This window comes from Nitrobacter winogradskyi, from assembly GCF_006539545.1.
GTDB lineage: Bacteria > Pseudomonadota > Alphaproteobacteria > Rhizobiales > Xanthobacteraceae > Nitrobacter > Nitrobacter winogradskyi_A.
This window is the reverse complement of record NZ_BJNF01000054.1, coordinates 1-16729: the sequence shown is the minus strand read 5'-3', so window position 1 is coordinate 16729 and position 16729 is coordinate 1. Positions and strand designations below refer to the sequence as shown.

The 16729-nt window shown below is 62.4% G+C and carries 16 protein-coding genes; 15 read left to right on the top strand and 1 reads right to left on the bottom strand.

Translation table 11 applies throughout. The features are described from left to right. The first annotated feature begins 122 nt into the window (after nucleotides 1-122). A complete protein-coding gene (gene mgtE, locus NWI01_RS10435; protein WP_141383782.1) occupies nucleotides 123-1493 on the top strand; it encodes a magnesium transporter in 1371 nt (456 codons plus the stop codon). A 63-nt stretch (nucleotides 1494-1556) separates the two neighbouring features. Here the strand turns inward: mgtE and NWI01_RS10430 are convergent, their stop codons facing one another. After that, nucleotides 1557-2165: a hypothetical protein gene (locus tag NWI01_RS10430; RefSeq protein WP_141383781.1), complete on the bottom strand. Its 609-nt coding sequence runs from the start codon at nucleotides 2163-2165 to the stop codon at nucleotides 1557-1559. 328 nt (nucleotides 2166-2493) lie between these two features. On the opposite strand from NWI01_RS10430, the gene ruvC reads away from it, so the two are divergent. From ruvC to ybgF, 14 genes are all read left to right on the top strand, one after another. Further along, entirely contained in the window at nucleotides 2494-3012 is a 519-nt protein-coding gene (gene ruvC / locus NWI01_RS10425; RefSeq protein WP_141383780.1) for a crossover junction endodeoxyribonuclease RuvC, read from the top strand. Between the two features lie 25 nt (nucleotides 3013-3037). After that, the gene (gene ruvA, locus NWI01_RS10420) at nucleotides 3038-3655 is read left to right on the top strand and encodes a Holliday junction branch migration protein RuvA (protein WP_141383779.1); all 618 of its coding nucleotides are present in this window, start codon (nucleotides 3038-3040) and stop codon (nucleotides 3653-3655) included. Continuing rightward, entirely contained in the window at nucleotides 3652-4698 is a 1047-nt protein-coding gene (ruvB, locus tag NWI01_RS10415; RefSeq protein WP_141383778.1) for a Holliday junction branch migration DNA helicase RuvB, read from the top strand. The genes ruvA and ruvB overlap by 4 nt, the downstream gene beginning before the upstream one ends. Beyond that, nucleotides 4695-5156, top strand: coding sequence for a tol-pal system-associated acyl-CoA thioesterase (gene ybgC / locus NWI01_RS10410; RefSeq protein WP_141383777.1), 462 nt, complete (start codon nucleotides 4695-4697; stop codon nucleotides 5154-5156). The genes ruvB and ybgC overlap by 4 nt, the downstream gene beginning before the upstream one ends. A 165-nt stretch (nucleotides 5157-5321) precedes the next feature. After that, entirely contained in the window at nucleotides 5322-6035 is a 714-nt protein-coding gene (locus NWI01_RS10405) for a TetR/AcrR family transcriptional regulator (protein ID WP_141383776.1), read from the top strand. A 267-nt stretch (nucleotides 6036-6302) separates the two neighbouring features. Beyond that, entirely contained in the window at nucleotides 6303-6791 is a 489-nt protein-coding gene (locus NWI01_RS10400; RefSeq protein WP_141383775.1) for a DUF2852 domain-containing protein, read from the top strand. A 396-nt stretch (nucleotides 6792-7187) separates the two neighbouring features. Next, nucleotides 7188-7901 (top strand): protein TolQ, encoded by a 714-nt coding sequence (gene tolQ / locus NWI01_RS10395; RefSeq protein ID WP_011315919.1) that lies wholly within the window; start codon nucleotides 7188-7190, stop codon nucleotides 7899-7901. 31 nt (nucleotides 7902-7932) lie between these two features. Then, nucleotides 7933-8388 carry a protein TolR gene (gene tolR, locus NWI01_RS10390; protein ID WP_141383774.1) on the top strand — a complete coding sequence of 152 codons (456 nt, stop codon included), beginning with the start codon at nucleotides 7933-7935 and terminating at the stop codon, nucleotides 8386-8388. A 2-nt stretch (nucleotides 8389-8390) separates the two neighbouring features. Then, nucleotides 8391-9455: a cell envelope integrity protein TolA gene (gene tolA / locus NWI01_RS10385; RefSeq protein WP_141383773.1), complete on the top strand. Its 1065-nt coding sequence runs from the start codon at nucleotides 8391-8393 to the stop codon at nucleotides 9453-9455. Nucleotides 9456-9524: 69 nt separating this feature from the next. After that, nucleotides 9525-10850 carry a Tol-Pal system beta propeller repeat protein TolB gene (tolB, locus tag NWI01_RS10380; protein ID WP_141383772.1) on the top strand — a complete coding sequence of 442 codons (1326 nt, stop codon included), beginning with the start codon at nucleotides 9525-9527 and terminating at the stop codon, nucleotides 10848-10850. A gap of 512 nt (nucleotides 10851-11362) precedes the next feature. Further along, nucleotides 11363-13684: a putative bifunctional diguanylate cyclase/phosphodiesterase gene (locus NWI01_RS10375; RefSeq protein ID WP_141383771.1), complete on the top strand. Its 2322-nt coding sequence runs from the start codon at nucleotides 11363-11365 to the stop codon at nucleotides 13682-13684. Nucleotides 13685-13877: 193 nt separating this feature from the next. Beyond that, complete coding sequence (locus NWI01_RS10370; protein WP_141383770.1) at nucleotides 13878-14645, top strand: N-acyl amino acid synthase FeeM domain-containing protein; 768 nt, start codon at nucleotides 13878-13880, stop codon at nucleotides 14643-14645. A gap of 227 nt (nucleotides 14646-14872) precedes the next feature. Further along, nucleotides 14873-15376 carry a peptidoglycan-associated lipoprotein Pal gene (gene pal / locus NWI01_RS10365; protein WP_011315913.1) on the top strand — a complete coding sequence of 168 codons (504 nt, stop codon included), beginning with the start codon at nucleotides 14873-14875 and terminating at the stop codon, nucleotides 15374-15376. Nucleotides 15377-15717: 341 nt separating this feature from the next. Continuing rightward, nucleotides 15718-16698: a tol-pal system protein YbgF gene (gene ybgF, locus NWI01_RS10360; RefSeq protein ID WP_141383769.1), complete on the top strand. Its 981-nt coding sequence runs from the start codon at nucleotides 15718-15720 to the stop codon at nucleotides 16696-16698. Nucleotides 16699-16729 lie beyond the last annotated feature (31 nt).

Here is a 16729-nt window from a genome sequence, read left to right as displayed (position 1 = left end):
AAGCGACAGTCCAGGTACCTTGCAAGGTACCTCGCCACATACTTCGCCGACAGCGGCGCCGGTCTGAAAGCTTGATGAAGCTCGCCAGGCCTGCCGTTGCCGGCAGACCACGAAGGTGAGCTATGACGGATACCCACACCGCCACAACGGACGGCGATCTCGATGTGTTCGCGCTGGCCTCGCGCTTGAGCGGCGGCCATGTCGCCGATAACGTCGAGATTCTCAACCAGCTCGAACCGCAGGACGCCGCGGCGGTTCTGGTGCTCCTGCCGGTCGATATTTCGATCGAGATTCTCGACAAGCCGGAGCTGAATTTCGGCCCCGAGATCGTTGTGGCGCTGCCGCGGCAGACGGCGACCATCCTGCTGGCGGGCATGTCCGCCGACATGGCCGCGGACATCGTTCAGCAACTCGATGAGCCGGCCCGCACCGAGTTGATGCAGGCTCTCGACGAGCCGACGCGCACGACCATCGAGGGTCTGCTCGCCTATCCGGAAAACACCGCTGGCGCGATGATGACCACCGAATTCGTCACCGTGCCCGCGACCTGGACGGCGGAGCGCACGTTGCAGCACATCCGCCAGGTCGAGCGGACCCGCGAGACCGTCTACGCCATCTATGTGCTGGACGCCTTCACCCGCCGCCTGGTCGGCGCGGTGTCGCTGCGGCGGCTGATCTCCGGCGAGCCTTCGGCCCGGATCGCCGAGCTTGCGCGCTCCCCGATCACCACCTCCCCGCTGACGGATCGCGAAGAGGTGGCCCGGCTGATCTCGCGCCACGACATGCTGGCGGTGCCTGTCGTGGACAAGGCGGGTCATGTCCTCGGCATCGTCACGGTCGACGACATCATCGACGCCATCATCGAGGAGAACACCGAGGACGCCCAGAAATTCGGCGGCATGGCCGCGACCGACCAGCCCTATCTGCAGATCGGGCTGCCGGGCATGATCCGCAAGCGCGGCGGCTGGCTCTGCGTGCTGTTTCTCGGCGAGCTGTTGACCGCGAGCGCCATGCAGCACTTCGAGGGCGAACTGGAGAAGGCCATCGTGCTGACGCTGTTCATCCCGCTGATCATGAGTTCCGGCGGTAACTCCGGCTCGCAGGCGACCTCGCTCCTGATCCGCGCGCTGGCGTTGCGCGAGGTCAAGCTCGGCGACTGGTGGCGCGTGGCGCTGCTCGAACTGCCGACGGGGCTGATCCTCGGCGCCATGCTGGGCGCGATCGGGCTGGTCCGCGTGGTGGCCTGGCAGAAGTTCGGCATCTATGATTACGGCGAGCACTGGATGCTGATCGGGCTGACCGTCGCGGCTGCGCTGATCGGCGTCGTGGTGTTCGGCTCGGTGGCGGGATCGATGCTCCCGTTCATGCTGCAAAGAGCCGGCTTCGACCCCGCGAGCGCGTCGGCGCCGCTGGTGGCCACGCTGGTCGACGTCACAGGGCTGATGATCTACTTCAGCGTCGCGCTGCTGATCCTGAGCGGGACATTACTGTAGTCAGTCCGGTATCCGTCCTCGGGCGCAAGCCCGAGGACATGCTTCGCTCGAAAACGCTCCTGCTCATTGTTCCGCGATGCCCCGCGCGATTTCTTCCGCGGCCCTGGTGCTCACGCCGCCGATCGTCGGTTTGTCCTTGCCGCATGCGAACGATGGCGCCGCGTCGGCAAGCGCATGCGCAGCCTCATTGGCGTTCGGGTTCGCTCCCGCATCGACGGCGCCCATGACGCAGGCGGTATCCGGCGCGATCCGGATCACGGCCAGTATCTGGTCACCGGCAACCGGCAGATCCTGTTTCTGGAACTTCATCCTGACGATCGCGGCGTAAGGCTCGAACGTCTTGTCATTGCCTGATCCGCGCCAGTTGATGGTCAGTCCGGCGGACCATGCCTCCACCGCCCAGATGATCTTTTGCGGTTGACCTCCCTTGGGCCAGCGAAAGCCGATCCGCAGCCGGGTCCCGAGGGCGTTGACCAGCACCTGCGCGCCGCCGACGCCCGGACATGTCTTGAGCTGATCCTCCGCGTCCTCAGGCTCGTTGCCGATCGGAGCGAAGGTGCAGTCCTTGTTGGCGATGGACGTGAAGCGGTTTTGCGTCGCGTTTGCCCAACTGGCCGAAGCCGCGATTCCGGCGATCGTCGTTATGACGAAAATGGCAACTGTGATCCGCATGGCGCTGGAGATCTCCCTTCCGTCCGGGTCTCGGCGCGGATGCGCCGCTACCTCGATGATTGTCCCAGCCACCCTGTTTCCTGGATCACGATGGTTCTGGATCGAATCGATCCAAAACCATGAAGGTGATCGATTCCAATATTTTGAGACGCGGGATGCGGGCGGAAAACCGCACCGCGCTTTTCCTCATCCCGCTCTAGCGGATCGCTGTTCAGCCGAACAGGAGATCGATCGGATCAACGGAAGGCAGCTACGGCTTTGTCGTTACCGGAACCGGCAAGGTTCGACAAACCACGGCGCTTCGTCTGGAAACGCTATAACATGCGGCATGATCTCCTCACCGATTCGCATTCTGGGCATCGATCCGGGTCTCCGCCGCACCGGCTGGGGCGTGCTCGACATTGACGGCAATCGCCTGATGTTCGTGGGGTGCGGTTCGGTCGAGACGCGCGAGCACATGGCGCTGGCGAGCCGGCTGCTGGCGATCCATGCCGGACTCGGCGCGGTGCTCGACCGATTCCGTCCCAGCGAGGCCGCGATCGAGCAGACCTTCGTCAACAAGGACGGCGTGGCCACGCTGAAGCTCGGGCAGGCGCGCGGCGTCGCCATGCTGGCGCCGGCGATGTTCGGCATCGCGGTGGCGGAGTATGCGCCCAATCAGGTGAAGAAGACCGTGGTCGGCGCGGGCCATGCCGACAAGACCCAGATCCAGGCGATGCTGAAAATCCTGCTGCCGAAAGCCGATCCGGCAAGCGCCGACGCGGCCGACGCGCTCGCCATCGCCATCACCCACGCGCATCACCGGAAGAGCGCGGCGCTCGCGGCGCGGATGAAGGCGGCGGGATGAGCGGGAGAGGCGAGAAAGCCATTTCATGATCGGCAAGCTCAAGGGCATCATCGACTCCTATGGCGAGGATTACGTGATCCTCGACGTCGGCGGCGTCGGCTATCAGGTGCATTGCGCGTCGCGCACGCTGCAGGCGCTGCCGCCGCCGGGCGAGGCGGCGGTGCTATCGATCGAGACCTATGTGCGTGAGGACCAGATCAAGCTGTTCGGCTTTCGCACCGACCATGAGCGTGAATGGTTCCGCCTGCTGCAGACGGTGCAGGGCGTCGGGGCGCGGGTGGCGCTGGCGGTGCTCGGCACCTTGTCCCCGGCTGATCTCGCGAGCGCCATTGCGCTCCGCGACAAGGCTGCGGTGGCGCGCACTCCGGGCGTCGGCCCGAAAGTGGCCGAGCGCATCGTCACCGAACTGAAGGACAAAGCGCCGTCCTTCGCCAACGTCGATCCGGCGGTGGTCCATCTCGCGGGCGCCATCGATGATCAGCGCGCGCCGCGCCCGATGAGGGATGCGATTTCGGCGCTGGTCAATCTCGGCTACGGTCAGCCGCAGGCGACCGCGGCGATCGCGGCGGCCGCGCGCGGCGCGGGCGAAAACGCGGAGACCGCGCAACTGATCCGGCTCGGCTTGAAGGAACTGTCGAAGTGAGTGAGGCGTCCCGCATCGTCACGCCCGAGCGCCACGCTGACGATGTGGGCGACACCGCGCTGCGGCCGCAGAAGCTGTCCGAGTTCATCGGTCAACGCCAGGCGCGCGCCAACCTGCAGATATTCATCGACGCGGCTCGAAAACGAGAAGAGGCGCTCGATCATGTGCTGTTCGTCGGTCCCCCCGGTCTGGGGAAGACCACGCTGGCGCAGATCGTCGCGCGCGAACTCGGCGTCGGCTTTCGCGCGACATCCGGTCCGGTGATCGCCAAGGCCGGCGATCTCGCGGCGCTGCTGACCAACCTCGAAGAGCGTGACGTTCTGTTCATCGACGAGATCCATCGCCTGTCGCCGGCGGTGGAGGAAGTGCTGTATCCGGCGATGGAGGATTTCCAGCTCGACCTCATCATCGGCGAGGGTCCGGCGGCGCGTTCGGTGAAGATCGAACTTGCAAAATTCACGCTGGTGGGCGCGACGACGCGCGCCGGCCTTCTCACCAATCCGCTGCGAGACCGTTTCGGGATTCCGGTGCGGCTGAACTTCTATACCGAGGATGAGCTGGAGAAGATCGTCAGCCGCGGCGCGCGTGTTCTCAATGTCGGCATGACGCCGGACGGCGCCAACGAGATCGCCCGCCGCGCGCGGGGTACGCCGCGCATCGCGGGGCGGCTGTTGCGGCGGGTGCGCGACTTTGCCGAGGCCGCCGATGCGGCGGCGATCGACCGCGCGGTGGCCGATCACGCGCTCGGCGCGCTCGAAGTCGACGCGGCGGGGCTCGACGCCATGGATCGCCGCTACCTCATCACCATTGCGCTGAGTTACGGCGGCGGGCCGGTGGGCGTGGAAACCATGGCGGCGGCGTTGTCGGAGCCGCGCGACGCCATCGAAGACATCATCGAGCCGTATCTGATTCAGTGCGGCTACCTGCAGCGCACGCCGCGCGGACGGTTGCTCACCTCGCACGCCTTCCGTCATCTCGGCCTTGCCGAGCCCTCGCGCGATGCGGCGCAGTTCGGATTGTTCGGGCAGGACGAAGATCGATGAATGCGTCGCCGCAGACCGGCCATCTCGACGGTTTGATCCGCGACGGCAGGCATCATATGCAGATCCGCGTCTATTACGAGGACACGGATTTTTCGGGGCTTGTCTATCACGCCAACTATCTGCGCTTCATGGAGCGCGGGCGCAGCAACTATCTGCGGCTGCTCGGCGCCGACCAGCGCGCGCTGTTCGCGGAGGCCGAAAGCGAAGCGCCGGGCTTCGCTTTCGTGGTGCGTTCGATGCAACTCGATTTCCTTAAGCCCGCTCACATGGACGACATCCTCGGCATCGTCACGCGGCCGCTGGAGGTCCGCGGAGCCTCGATCACGCTGCATCAGGAGGTGAAGCGCGGTGACACGTTGTTGCTGGACGCGAGGGTGAGGGTGGCGTTCATATCCGACGGGCGGGCGAAGCCGATACCGAAGCCGCTGCGCATCGCGATGAAGGCGGATCAGGTCTGATCTGCGGTTATCACCTGAAGAACCGTGGTCTCGGATTCAATCGCGCCTTCATGGGGTTCGCCGACGGTTTTGCGGCTTCGCGGCGCCGGATTCCAACTGGCTGCTTGCACCGGAGCGGGACGAAACGAGTAGCGTTTTCCCCGTGCTCATGTAAAAACCATTCACATGAGTTGGCGCAAGGATCACCGCCGCCCGGAGCGGGGCTACCATCACGGCAATCTGAAGGAAGCCCTGCTGCAGGCGGCCCTCGGCCTCATCGCCGAGAAAGGCGCGGCGGGTTTCACCTTCGCCGATGCGGCGCGTTCGGCGGGCGTCAGTCCGGCGGCGCCGTACCGGCACTTTCGCGACCGTGATGAACTGCTGGCCAGCATCGCGCAACGTGGTTTCGAGCAGTTCGAAGCGGTGCTGACCAGGGCCTGGGATGACGGCCGCCCGGATACCGTCAGTGCGTTCGAGCGTGTCGGCCGCGCCTATCTCGCTTTCGCGCGCGATGAGCCAGCCTACTACTCGGCGATGTTCGAATCCGGGCTGCCGACCGATGTCAATCCGATGCTGTCGGCCGCCAGTGAGCGTGCCTTCAGCGTCATTCGCGCCGCGGCGGAACGACTGGCCGCGCTGACACCGCCGGGCGTCGCGCGACCGCCGGCCTTGATGATGGCGTTGCACATCTGGTCGATGTCGCACGGCATCGCTTCCCTGTTTGGCCGCGGCGACGCGGCGCGCCGCAAGATGCCGATGTCCGCCGAGGATCTGCTCGAAGCCGGCGTGCTGATTTATTTGCGCGGGCTCGGCTTCCCAACCGACCGCAGGTCGCCCGAGGATCCAAACGCTCCGACCGGGCGGCCGCGGGGGCCCTGGGATCAAAAGTCCGCGACCTGATCGGCCGATTCAGCAGTGCGCCATCCGGGACCGGATTCATCCCGCGCCGCCGGCGAGCGGCCAACAGCTTCTGATGGATGGGTTTTCTCCGCGTGCCTGAGGTGAGGCGCTCTCGAATGTGATGAGGCATCACATTCGGGAACCGCGGCGCCGGTAAACATTCGATATTTTCTGGGCAAAGTCGCGCTTGACAAAAACCTCAAGTCGCCTACCTATGTAAATGTTATTTACATTCACGCGGCATGACGCCGTTCATGGAGAAGGCCCATGGCCCACACCGCTGACTACGATCGCTGGAATGGTCCCAACACCGCGCGGGGCCAAGGCCAGTACCCGTCTTCCCGCTTCACGGATGCGCCCTGGCATCCCTTCCGCATTGTTCTGATCGTGCTCGGCTTCATGGTGTGGTGGCCGATTGGTGTCGCGATTCTCCTCTACACACTATGGAGCAGAAAAATGGGCTGCTGGAACGCCGATCGAATGCAATACAAGATGGACCGGATGCGCCATAATATGGAACGCTGCGGTTTTGGCTTCCGCGGTTTCAATGCGCCATCCAGCGGTAACCGCGCCTTCGACGAATATCGCATGGAGACGCTGCGTCGGCTTGAAGACGAGCAGAAGGAGTTCAAGAATTTTCTCGAACGCCTTCGTCACGCCAAGGACAAGGAAGAGTTCGATGCGTTCATGGCGCAGCATCGCACCCAGCCGACGCCGCCGAACGACACGCAGCAAGAAAGGCCGCAAGGCCAGTAGTTCCTCTAGGGCAGGGCTGTAAACTGTCCGGCTCCCGCCATCGATAAGAAAGCCCGCCTGTCCCACAGGCGGGCTTTCTTCATCTGGGTCTGCTGGGTATGGCTCGCGGTGAGCAAGGATTGAAACCCAGAGCAATTTCAAAGCCGCGGTTCTTCTTTGGTAACCTGGTCTTAACTATGATTAGCGTTTGGTTACAGCGCTTAGGATGCGCTGTTAGCCCTCGTTTTGACACGTTGGCAGGGGATGCAAGCTGCGGCTTTGGACGGGCCCCCCAAGTGACTCAACCGGCTTTCGCGTGGCGCTGGCACGCCGCGTGCGCTTCGTGGCCGCGAAACCGGCGGCGGAGATCACGCCCCGCGTCGATCGAGGATACCTTGCGTTGAGAGGAAACTGCTCATGAATCCGGCCGACGTGGCGCAGTCAGCCTTGCCCCTGGCCTCAGCCGACGTGTCGCTGATCACGCTTTTTTTCCATGCTCACTGGATCGTGAAAGCGGTCATGCTCGGCTTGCTGGCCTGCTCGGTGTGGGTGTGGGCCATCGCGATCGACAAGACGTTTCTTTATGCCCGTACCAAGCGCGCGATGGACCGTTTCGAGCAGGCGTTCTGGTCGGGGGAATCGATCGAGGACCTGTACCGGGCGTTATCGGCCAAACCGACGCAGTCGATGGCGGCGTGTTTCGTCGCGGCGATGCGCGAGTGGAAGCGGTCTTTCGAAAGTCAGGCGCGTTCGATCGCCGGGCTTCAGATGCGGATCGAGAAAGTGATGAACGTTTCCATCGCGCGGGAGGTCGAGCGGCTGGAGCGGCGGTTGCTGGTGCTGGCGACAGTGGGCTCGGCCGGTCCTTTCGTGGGCCTGTTCGGCACTGTGTGGGGCATCATGTCGAGCTTCCAGTCGATTGCCGCGTCGAAGAACACCTCGCTCGCGGTGGTGGCGCCGGGCATTGCCGAAGCGCTGTTCGCAACGGCGATCGGCCTTATCGCCGCCATTCCCGCGACTATTTTCTACAATAAGTTCACGGCGGAAGTGAATCGTCAGGCCCAGCGCCTGGAGGGTTTCGCCGACGAGTTTTCCGCGATCCTCTCGCGTCAGATCGACGAGCGGGCGTGAGGTCGGACGGCATGGAAGCGGGCGGTCCATCATGGCTATGAATTCGGCAGCTCCTTCCTCCGGCGGGGGCGGAAGGCGGGGACGGCGGCGGTCACAGCCGATGGCCGAGATCAACGTCACGCCGATGGTCGACGTCATGCTGGTGCTGTTGATCATCTTCATGGTGTCCGCGCCGCTGTTGACGGTCGGCGTGCCGCTCGATCTGCCGCAGACCCAGGCCAAGAGCCTGGAGCAGGACAAGACACCGTTGCAGTTGTCGGTCGATGCCCAGGGACGGATTTTCATCAACGACACCGAAGTGACGATGGAGGAACTGGTTCCGAAACTGACGGCGATCACCGATGCGCGCGGCGGTCTCGATGAGCGCATCTTCATGCGTGCCGACAAGAAGGCTGACTACGGCACGGTGGCGCGGGTGATGGGCCGGCTTTCGGGCGCCGGCTTCAAGCGTCTGGCGCTGGTCACCGAAGTGGAGCAGGGATCGTAAGGTTGAGGGTCAAGGTCGACAAGACACTGGCGGCGTCGGTTGCCCTGCACGTCCTCGTGATCGGGTGGGGGCTGGTGTCGTTTTCGTCGAAGGCTTTCGAATCGATACCCGAGGAATCTCTGCCGGTCGACATCATCTCCGCCGATCAGCTTGCCCACGTCACGGCCGGCATGAAAACCGGCAAGAAGGAAAATCCGAAGCCCCTGGTCGAGAAGGTGGCCGAGGCAACGCCGCCGCCGGAGGACACTGTCGGCAAGATTGACGAAAAGAAGCCGCCGGTCGTGACCGATGTCGCGCCCAAAGAACAACCGAAACCTGATGACAAGGCCGCTGCCGAGGCCGCAGCGGCGGCGAAGGCCGAGGCGGCAGCCAAAGCGGCAGAGGCAAAGGCCAAGGCGGATGCGAAAGCCCAAGCAGAGGCCGCAGCCAAGGCAGAGGCCGCGAAGGCCCAGGCGGAAGCCGTAGCTGAAGCGAAGGCTCAGGCTGAGGCAAAGGCGAAAGCCGAGGCAAAGGCAAAAGCAAAAGCGGAGGCCAAGGCGAAAGCGGACGCCAAGGCCAAAGCCGAGGCCAAGGCTGAGGCAAAGGCCAAAGCTGAGGCAAAGGCTGAAGCCGATGCGAAAGCCCAGGCGGAGGCGAAGAGGGCCGAGCGTGTGTTCGACCAATCAAAGATAGCGGCGCTGCTCGACAAGCGCGATCCCAGCCGTCATGCTGTCACCGGCGACACGCTGAATGCGAACGCCGCGCTGGGATTGGCCCACGGCAAGGCCGCGGACAATTCCGCGACCTGGGGTTCGATGTTCAAGTCCCAGGTCGAGCGTTGCTGGAAGAAGCCCTATGGCGGGCTTGAAGCCCAGATGACCGAGGCGATCTTCAGCATCAAGCTGAAGCGCGACGGCACGCTGGAGGCCACGCCGACGGCCATCAGCAACCCGACAACGCCATACTTCCGCGTCTATCAGGAGAGCGCGTTACGCGCGATCATTCAATGCCAGCCATACAAGCTGCCCGCGGCTTATTTCGATGAATGGAAATTTTTCGAACCCGTATTCACGGAACGAAAATTGTAAGCGCGCTGCGGCGAACGTGGCGGAAAAGAAAAAGTCTGACCGATGATCGAGAGAAATGGATTGCAGAGAATGCCGTTCCGCCTGAACCGCCGACACATGATTTCCGGGATGGCATCGGCCGCCGTGTTGCTGGGCAGCCGGCAGGCCGTCGGCCAGGCGCGGGTCCAGATCACCGAAGGCAACGTCGCGCCGCTTCCGATCGCCATTCCGAACTTCGTGGGAGGCACACCGTCGGATAACGAGGTCGGCGCCGGCGTCGCCAAGGTCATCACCAACAACCTCAAGCGCAGCGGATTGTTCGCGCCGATCGACCAGGCCGCGTATATCGAGAAGATCACCAACATCGATGTGCCGCCGCAGTTCGACAACTGGAAAACCATCAACGCGCAGGCGCTGGTGACCGGACGCATGACGCGTCAGGGAGACGGGCGGCTCAAGGCCGAGTTTCGCCTTTGGGATGTCGCCACCGGGCAGCAGCTCGCCGGCCAGCAGTATTTTACGTCGCCGGAGTACTGGCGGCGCATTGCGCACATCATCTCTGATCAGATTTACGAACGCCTCACCGGCGAGAAGGGCTATTTCGACAGCCGCGTGGTGTTCGTCGATGAGAGCGGGTCGTCGCAGCGCCGCGTCAAGCGCCTGGCCCTGATGGATCAGGACGGCGCCAACGTGCGCTATCTCACGCGCGGCGCGGACCTCGTGATCACGCCGCGTTTTTCTCCGTCGACCCAGGAAGTCACCTATATGGAGTTCGGGCAGGGCGATCCCCGGGTCTATCTCTTCAACATCGAAACCGGACAGCGCGAAATCGTCGGCAACTTCCCCGGCATGTCGTTCGCGCCGCGTTTCGCGCCGGATGGCCAACGCATCATCATGAGTTTGCAGCAGGGTGGAAACTCGAACCTGTTCGTGATGGACCTGCGCTCGAAGTCGACGACACGTCTGACCGACACGCCGGCGATCGACACTTCGCCCTCCTATTCACCGGACGGCGCTCGAATCTGTTTCGAGTCGGATCGCGGCGGCAAGCCGCAGATTTATGTGATGGGAGCGACCGGCGGCGGAGCGCAACGCATCTCGTTCGGAGAGGGCTCCTATTCGACGCCGGTCTGGTCGCCCCGGGGTGATTACATCGCCTTTACCAAACAGGGCGGCGGCCAGTTTTCCATCGGCATCATCAAGCCGGACGGTTCCGGCGAACGCATCCTGACGTCGGGATTTCACAACGAGGGTCCGACCTTCGCGCCCAACGGCCGCGTCCTGATGTTCTTCCGCGATCCCGGCGGTAACAGCGGACCATCGCTCCATACGATCGATGTCTCCGGCCGCAACGAATTGAAAGTTCCCACGCCCGGTTTCGCGTCCGATCCGGCATGGTCGCCGCTGCTCTCCTAGAGCATGATCCCGACCCGAAGGGTCGCGCCAGCGCAAAGTGGAAACCGGTTTTAGGAAAAGATCATGCTCAAACAAAAAGATGAGCGACTGGTCTGATTCAACGCGGTTGAATCGGATTCAACGCAGTTGAAACAGACTCTGGGCCGGGCCTTTCGCGGTGGCCATAGCGTTGTCGAGCGAAGCATGTCCTCGGGCTTGACCTGAGGATGGAATCCGGTTCGCGTGAAGAAAACGCGTCAGAACATAAAGGTAGAGTCTTTCGCCGCTTCCATGAAGCGGTGGCAGATCAAAGGCCGCGCGGGCACCTGCATCATTCGCTGTCCCCCGGTGGAAACATTTGTAAGCCGAGCAGGAACTAATCGTTCAGGCGCGGTCGCGTAACCGGCTGGTTCACGCGAAAAAATCCCACTTTCGATGATCGGTTCAACGTCTCGCTAACGATGTTCGCTCAGAAAGGCTTCATGAGCGGCCGGTAACACTGTGCGCGCCATAAAAGGATGCGCGCGCAGCCGATGCAATTGGTCGACCACCATCGCGATACCGATACGATGTCGCCGGCGATATATGCGGCGCTCGTGGGGTCGCTGTTCCAGAACCCGGCGCCGATGTTCGCTGGCGCGGCTTGCGCTGCGATTGCCGCGGTCATGACCGCATTGAAGACCGGCAACAATCTACTGTGGCCCTGCGCGTTGTTTCTGGTCCTGATCGGCCTGCTCCGCAGTTTCGACATGGTGAAATACAAGAATCGCCGTTCGGAATTGACCGTAAACGAAGCGGGGCGGTGGGAGGCTCGCTATCAGATCGGAGCGGTGCTCTACGCAACTGTCCTTGGCGCCTGGTGCGCCATCGCGCTTTTGATGACCGATGACGCCGTCGCGCACATGATCTGCATTTCGGTCACCACGGGATATGTGGCGGCCGGCGCCGGCTGGGCCTACGGGCTTCCATGGATTTTCCACCTGCAGATTCTGCTGACCTGCGGGCCGATGGCCGGGGCGATGGCGCTGCGAGGCGACCCTTATTACTTCGGGATGGCGCTTCTCACTGTGCTGTATTTCCTTGGCCTGGAGAGGATCACGACCAGATTGCAGCAGATTTTTCTCCGCGCCTTGATCGCACGCGAACGCGAAGCCGCGCTCGCCGGCCAGTTCGACACCGCGCTGAACAACATGCCCCATGGCCTGTGCATGTTCGGCGCAGACGGCCGGCTGGGCGTGATGAACTATCGTTTCAGCGAAATGATGCATCTCGCCGACGATTTTGTGCATCGCGGCGTCGGCGCGGCGGATGTGATTGCCGCATGCGTGACCGCCGGAACGATGTCACCCGAAAACGGGAGGGCGATTGTCTCGGAGACCGAGAATTCGCAGGCTGGCGCCATCGTGACCGCGGACGTGGATCTGGAACGCGGTCGGGCACTGTCGTGGACGTTCCAGCCGATGGCCGGCGGAGGCACGGTTATCCTCGTCGAGGACATCACGGAGCGACGCAAGGCGGAAGCCAAGATCAATCATCTCGCCCGCTTCGATTCCTTGACGGAACTGCCCAACAGGCTCAGCTTCCGTGACGAGATCGAACGTCTGCTGGCATCCCTGAACGGGGAGTCGCGGCTTTCCGCGCTGCTGTTCATCGATCTCGATCAGTTCAAGCAGATCAACGATACGCTCGGTCATCCCTGTGGCGACCGCCTGTTATGCATGGTCGCCGACCGGTTGAGGGGAATGCTGCGTCCGGAGGATTTCGTCGCCCGGTTTGGTGGCGACGAGTTTGTGGTGTTTCAGCAGAATATCCGGTCGCCGGAGGAGGCGTCCGCGCTCGCCCGCCGTATCGTCGAGCGGCTGGCGGAGCGGTACGAGGTCGATCGCCACCGTGTCGAGATCGGGGCGAGCATTGGTATCGCGCTGACATCACCTGGCATCACGGCCGATAACCTTCTGAAGCACGCCGACATGGCGCTCTACCGTGCCAAGGCGGACGGCCGTGGAACGTTCTGCTTCTTCCGCGGCGAGATGGCCGAAACGGTCGAGTCGCGCCGCGTCCTCGAACTCGATCTGCGCAAGGCGTTGGCCAGGGAAGAATTCGAACTGTTCTATCAGCCGCTGGTTCATCTGAAGTCGGGGCGGATCACCACCTGCGAGGCGCTGCTGCGGTGGAATCATCCGACGCGCGGGATGGTTTCACCGATCGATATCATTCCGGTGGCGGAGGAGATGGGGCTTATCCTTGATCTCGGCCGCTGGATTTTGCGCAAGGCCTGCATGGAATGCATGAGGTGGCCGGAGGCCGTCAGCGTCGCCGTCAACTTCTCGTCGCAGCAGTTCCATCAGCGCGACATTCTGAGCGAAGTCCGCTATGCGCTTGAGGTTTCAGGTCTACCGGCGCACCGCCTTGAAATCGAGATTACAGAGTCGTCGTTGCTGCGCAACACGGAATGGACGCACGATGCGCTGAGGCAACTGCACTCCGCGGGCGTGAAGATTTCACTCGACGACTTCGGTACGGGGTATTCAAGCCTCAGCTATCTGCACAATTTCCCGCTCCAGAAAGTCAAGATCGATCGCTCGTTTCTGGAGGGGATCGATGCCGACCGGCCGCTGATGCTGCTGCGCGGTGTGGCTCGGCTGAGCGCCGATCTCGGGATGGCCGTCGTCGTCGAAGGCATCGAAACCACCGAGCAGCTTGAGCTCGTCAGCGTCGACGGCACCGTGACGGAAGCGCAGGGCTATCTGTTCAGCCGGCCGGTGTCCGGGGCCCGCATCCGTGAGCTGCTCGACGCCTCTCATGGGCGTTATCTGCATGATAACAATGTGAAGGCCGTGCGGTCGATCGCTTAAATACCCGCCGTCACGTTTATCTTCAGAATAGAGTTCCTCTAATTTCAAAGCGTGAAAGTGGCTTGTGGCGCCGCGGCATGAAAAAATATGACGATACGCGTTAACACTAATGCTTTGTTACCTTTTCAATTGGTTAACGAAGCGTTAACCTTTGATCGCCGGCTGGAACTCAGGCGGCTCGGGGGGTGCTCTAATGAGTCCGGCTCCACAGACAATCGTTAAGCAGACAATCGTCAAGCCTGTCGAACGAGGCATCGAGCTTCTTGATCGGGTCGATTATCGTTTGGTGGAGACGCCGACAGACAAGGATATCATCTATCGCCTTCGATATCGCGCTTATCTGAATGAAGGCGCGATCGAGAGTAACAGTGATCGCAGAATTTCCGATCGCTTCGACGATATGCCGAACTCCTGGATTTTCGGCGTCTATCTGGATGGAACGCTTGCCAGTTCCATTCGTCTCAGCATCTCATCGCCGCAGCATCCGCTTACCCCGTCGGTGGATGTGTTTAACGATTTCCTGCAGCCGGAGGTGGATCGGGGCAAGGTGATGGTCGATCCGACCCGCTTTGTCGCCGAGCCGGAGCTTGCAGGCCGATACCCTGAACTGCCTTACCTGACGCTCCGACTTTGCTTCGTCGCCTGCAGTTTCTTCGACGCCGATCTCGGTCTGGCCACCGTTCGCCCGGAGCACCGCACATTTTACCGGCGCTTGTTCAATCACCAGCCGCTGAGTCCGCCGCGTCTCTATCCTGGGCTGATCAAGCCGATCTGCCTGATGGCGGTCGATTTTCCGGCCTCGCGCGAAATGGTCTTCACCCGCTATCCGTATCTCCGTTCGAGCTATTTCGAACGTCGAATGCTGTTCGAGCGCAGAGTTGGCGCCTCGGCCCGCGCGTCCGTCGATTCTCCGTTTCCCTCGATCGTCCCCAAGTCCCTCGATCGTCCCCTCAAGTCCTGATCCGGCCTGTTGCCTTATTTGGGGTGGCGCTCGGTAGCGGTTGTGAAAATCGCTCCCGGTCCACCCTCGCGCCACATTTGCTGCTCATTAACCATCGCGGGCGCTTCTTTCGCAAACATGGCATTTGATGCATTTGAGCAACGTCTCATCAAGGTTGACGGAACGTTCGCTTAACCATCCCCCTGTAGAGCGATAACAGTGGAAAACGCGAGCGTGGAGGCTCCGGAATGTTAAATCAGAAGCGATTCCTCCGGGGATTGAAGCTCGCTGCCGTGCTTGCGGCGGCGCTGTCGATGGGCGCTTGCGCCAATAAAAATCCGATGGATGGGAGCGGCGGCCGCGGCGGGATGGCCGGCATGGCGGCGCCGGGCAGCCAGCAGGATTTCGTGGTCAATGTCGGCGACCGCGTGTTCTTCGAGAGCGACCAGACCAGCCTGTCGCCGCAGGCGATAACAACACTGGAAAAACAGGCGCACTGGCTGCAGACCTACCACCGTTATTCCTTCACGATCGAAGGCCATGCGGATGAACGAGGCACCCGCGAGTACAATATCGCGCTCGGCGCCCGCCGCGCTCAGTCTGTTCGTTCTTTCCTTGCGTCGCGTGGCATCGATCCAAGCCGGATGCGGACCATTTCCTATGGCAAGGAGCGCCCGGTCGCGGTCTGCAACGATATCTCCTGCTGGTCCCAGAACCGGCGTGCCGTCACGGTGCTCAACGCCAGTTCCTGAGGCGCCGCGCGTGTCGTTTTCAAGCCGGTGCCCCAGGGCGCCGGCTTTTTTCGTCTTCACGATCGACGGAGTAAAGCTGACCGCCTTGTATTATAATCGGTGCAAACCGCATCATCTGTAGCAAGCCAGCGGGTTTGCTGCTCTCGTGTTCAGCAATTCAAGGAGAAGACCGTCCACAGGATCGTCGTAAAGTGCAGGACCGCCGTTAAAGTGCAAGATCGTCGTAAAGTGCAAGATCGTCGTAAAGTGATTGTGTTGGACCGAGTCACATTTTCGGCGTACTCAGGTTTTCAATGAGTGCGCTTTCGATGTGGCTTTTAATATTCAGTCGACAGGCCAAGATGTCATCCACACCTCCGATGTTTGCGCGCGCACTGGCCGTTGCCACGATGCTCATGCTGTCGTCACATGCGTCCGCGCAATACGACGTCGATCCTGAACTCCGCGTTCAGCAACTGGAACAGCAGCTCCGAACGCTCACCGGGCAGAACGAAGAATTGCAGCACCGCAATCGGATGCTCGAACAACAATTGCGGCAGTTGCAGCCCGGGCAGGCGTCATCCGGTGTCGCGGCGACCGCGCCGGCAAGTCCCGGCCCACAAGCTCCCGGCCCACAAGCTCCCGGCTCGCAGCAGCCGGGTTACGATCAGCGGGGAGGTCAGCCGCCCCTCGTGCAGGAGCAGGCCGTGACCGCTCCTGCGCAAGGCCGTCGCGGGGATGCCTTCGATCCCAGCCAGAATCCCAACGCTCCGGGTGCGCCGCGCGCGTTGGGCGGTGGACAGATGCCGATCCCTGCGGCGGCCGTGGGCTCGCCGGGTGGTCGTGAAGCTGGCGCTCCGCTCGATCTCGCCAATGTCGGCCCACGCTCTTCGGCGAGCTATCCGGCAGCCGGCAACGCTCCGCTCAATACGGGCGGCCTGACGACACTGCCGCCGTCGGCGACGCCGCGCGACGAATTCGACCTTGGCATCGGCTACATGCAGCGCAAGGACTATGCGCTTGCCGAGGAAACCATGCGCAGTTTCACCCAGAAATACCCCTCCGATACGTTGACGGGTGACGCGCAGTACTGGCTGGGAGAGAGCCTGTTTCAGCGCCAGAAGTATCGTGAGGCCGCTGAAGCTTTCCTGGGCGTCACCACAAAATACGACAGTTCGGCGAAGGTGGCCGATGCGTTGCTGCGGCTCGGACAATCGCTGGCCGCGCTGAAGGAAAAGGAGGCCGCCTGCGCAGCGTTTGGTGAGGTCACGCGCAAATATCCCCGCGCCTCCGCCGGGGTGAAGCAGGCCGTGGATCGCGAGCAAAGGCGGGTGAAATGCTAGAGCCTTTCCGCTTCTGATGGAATCCGAAGCG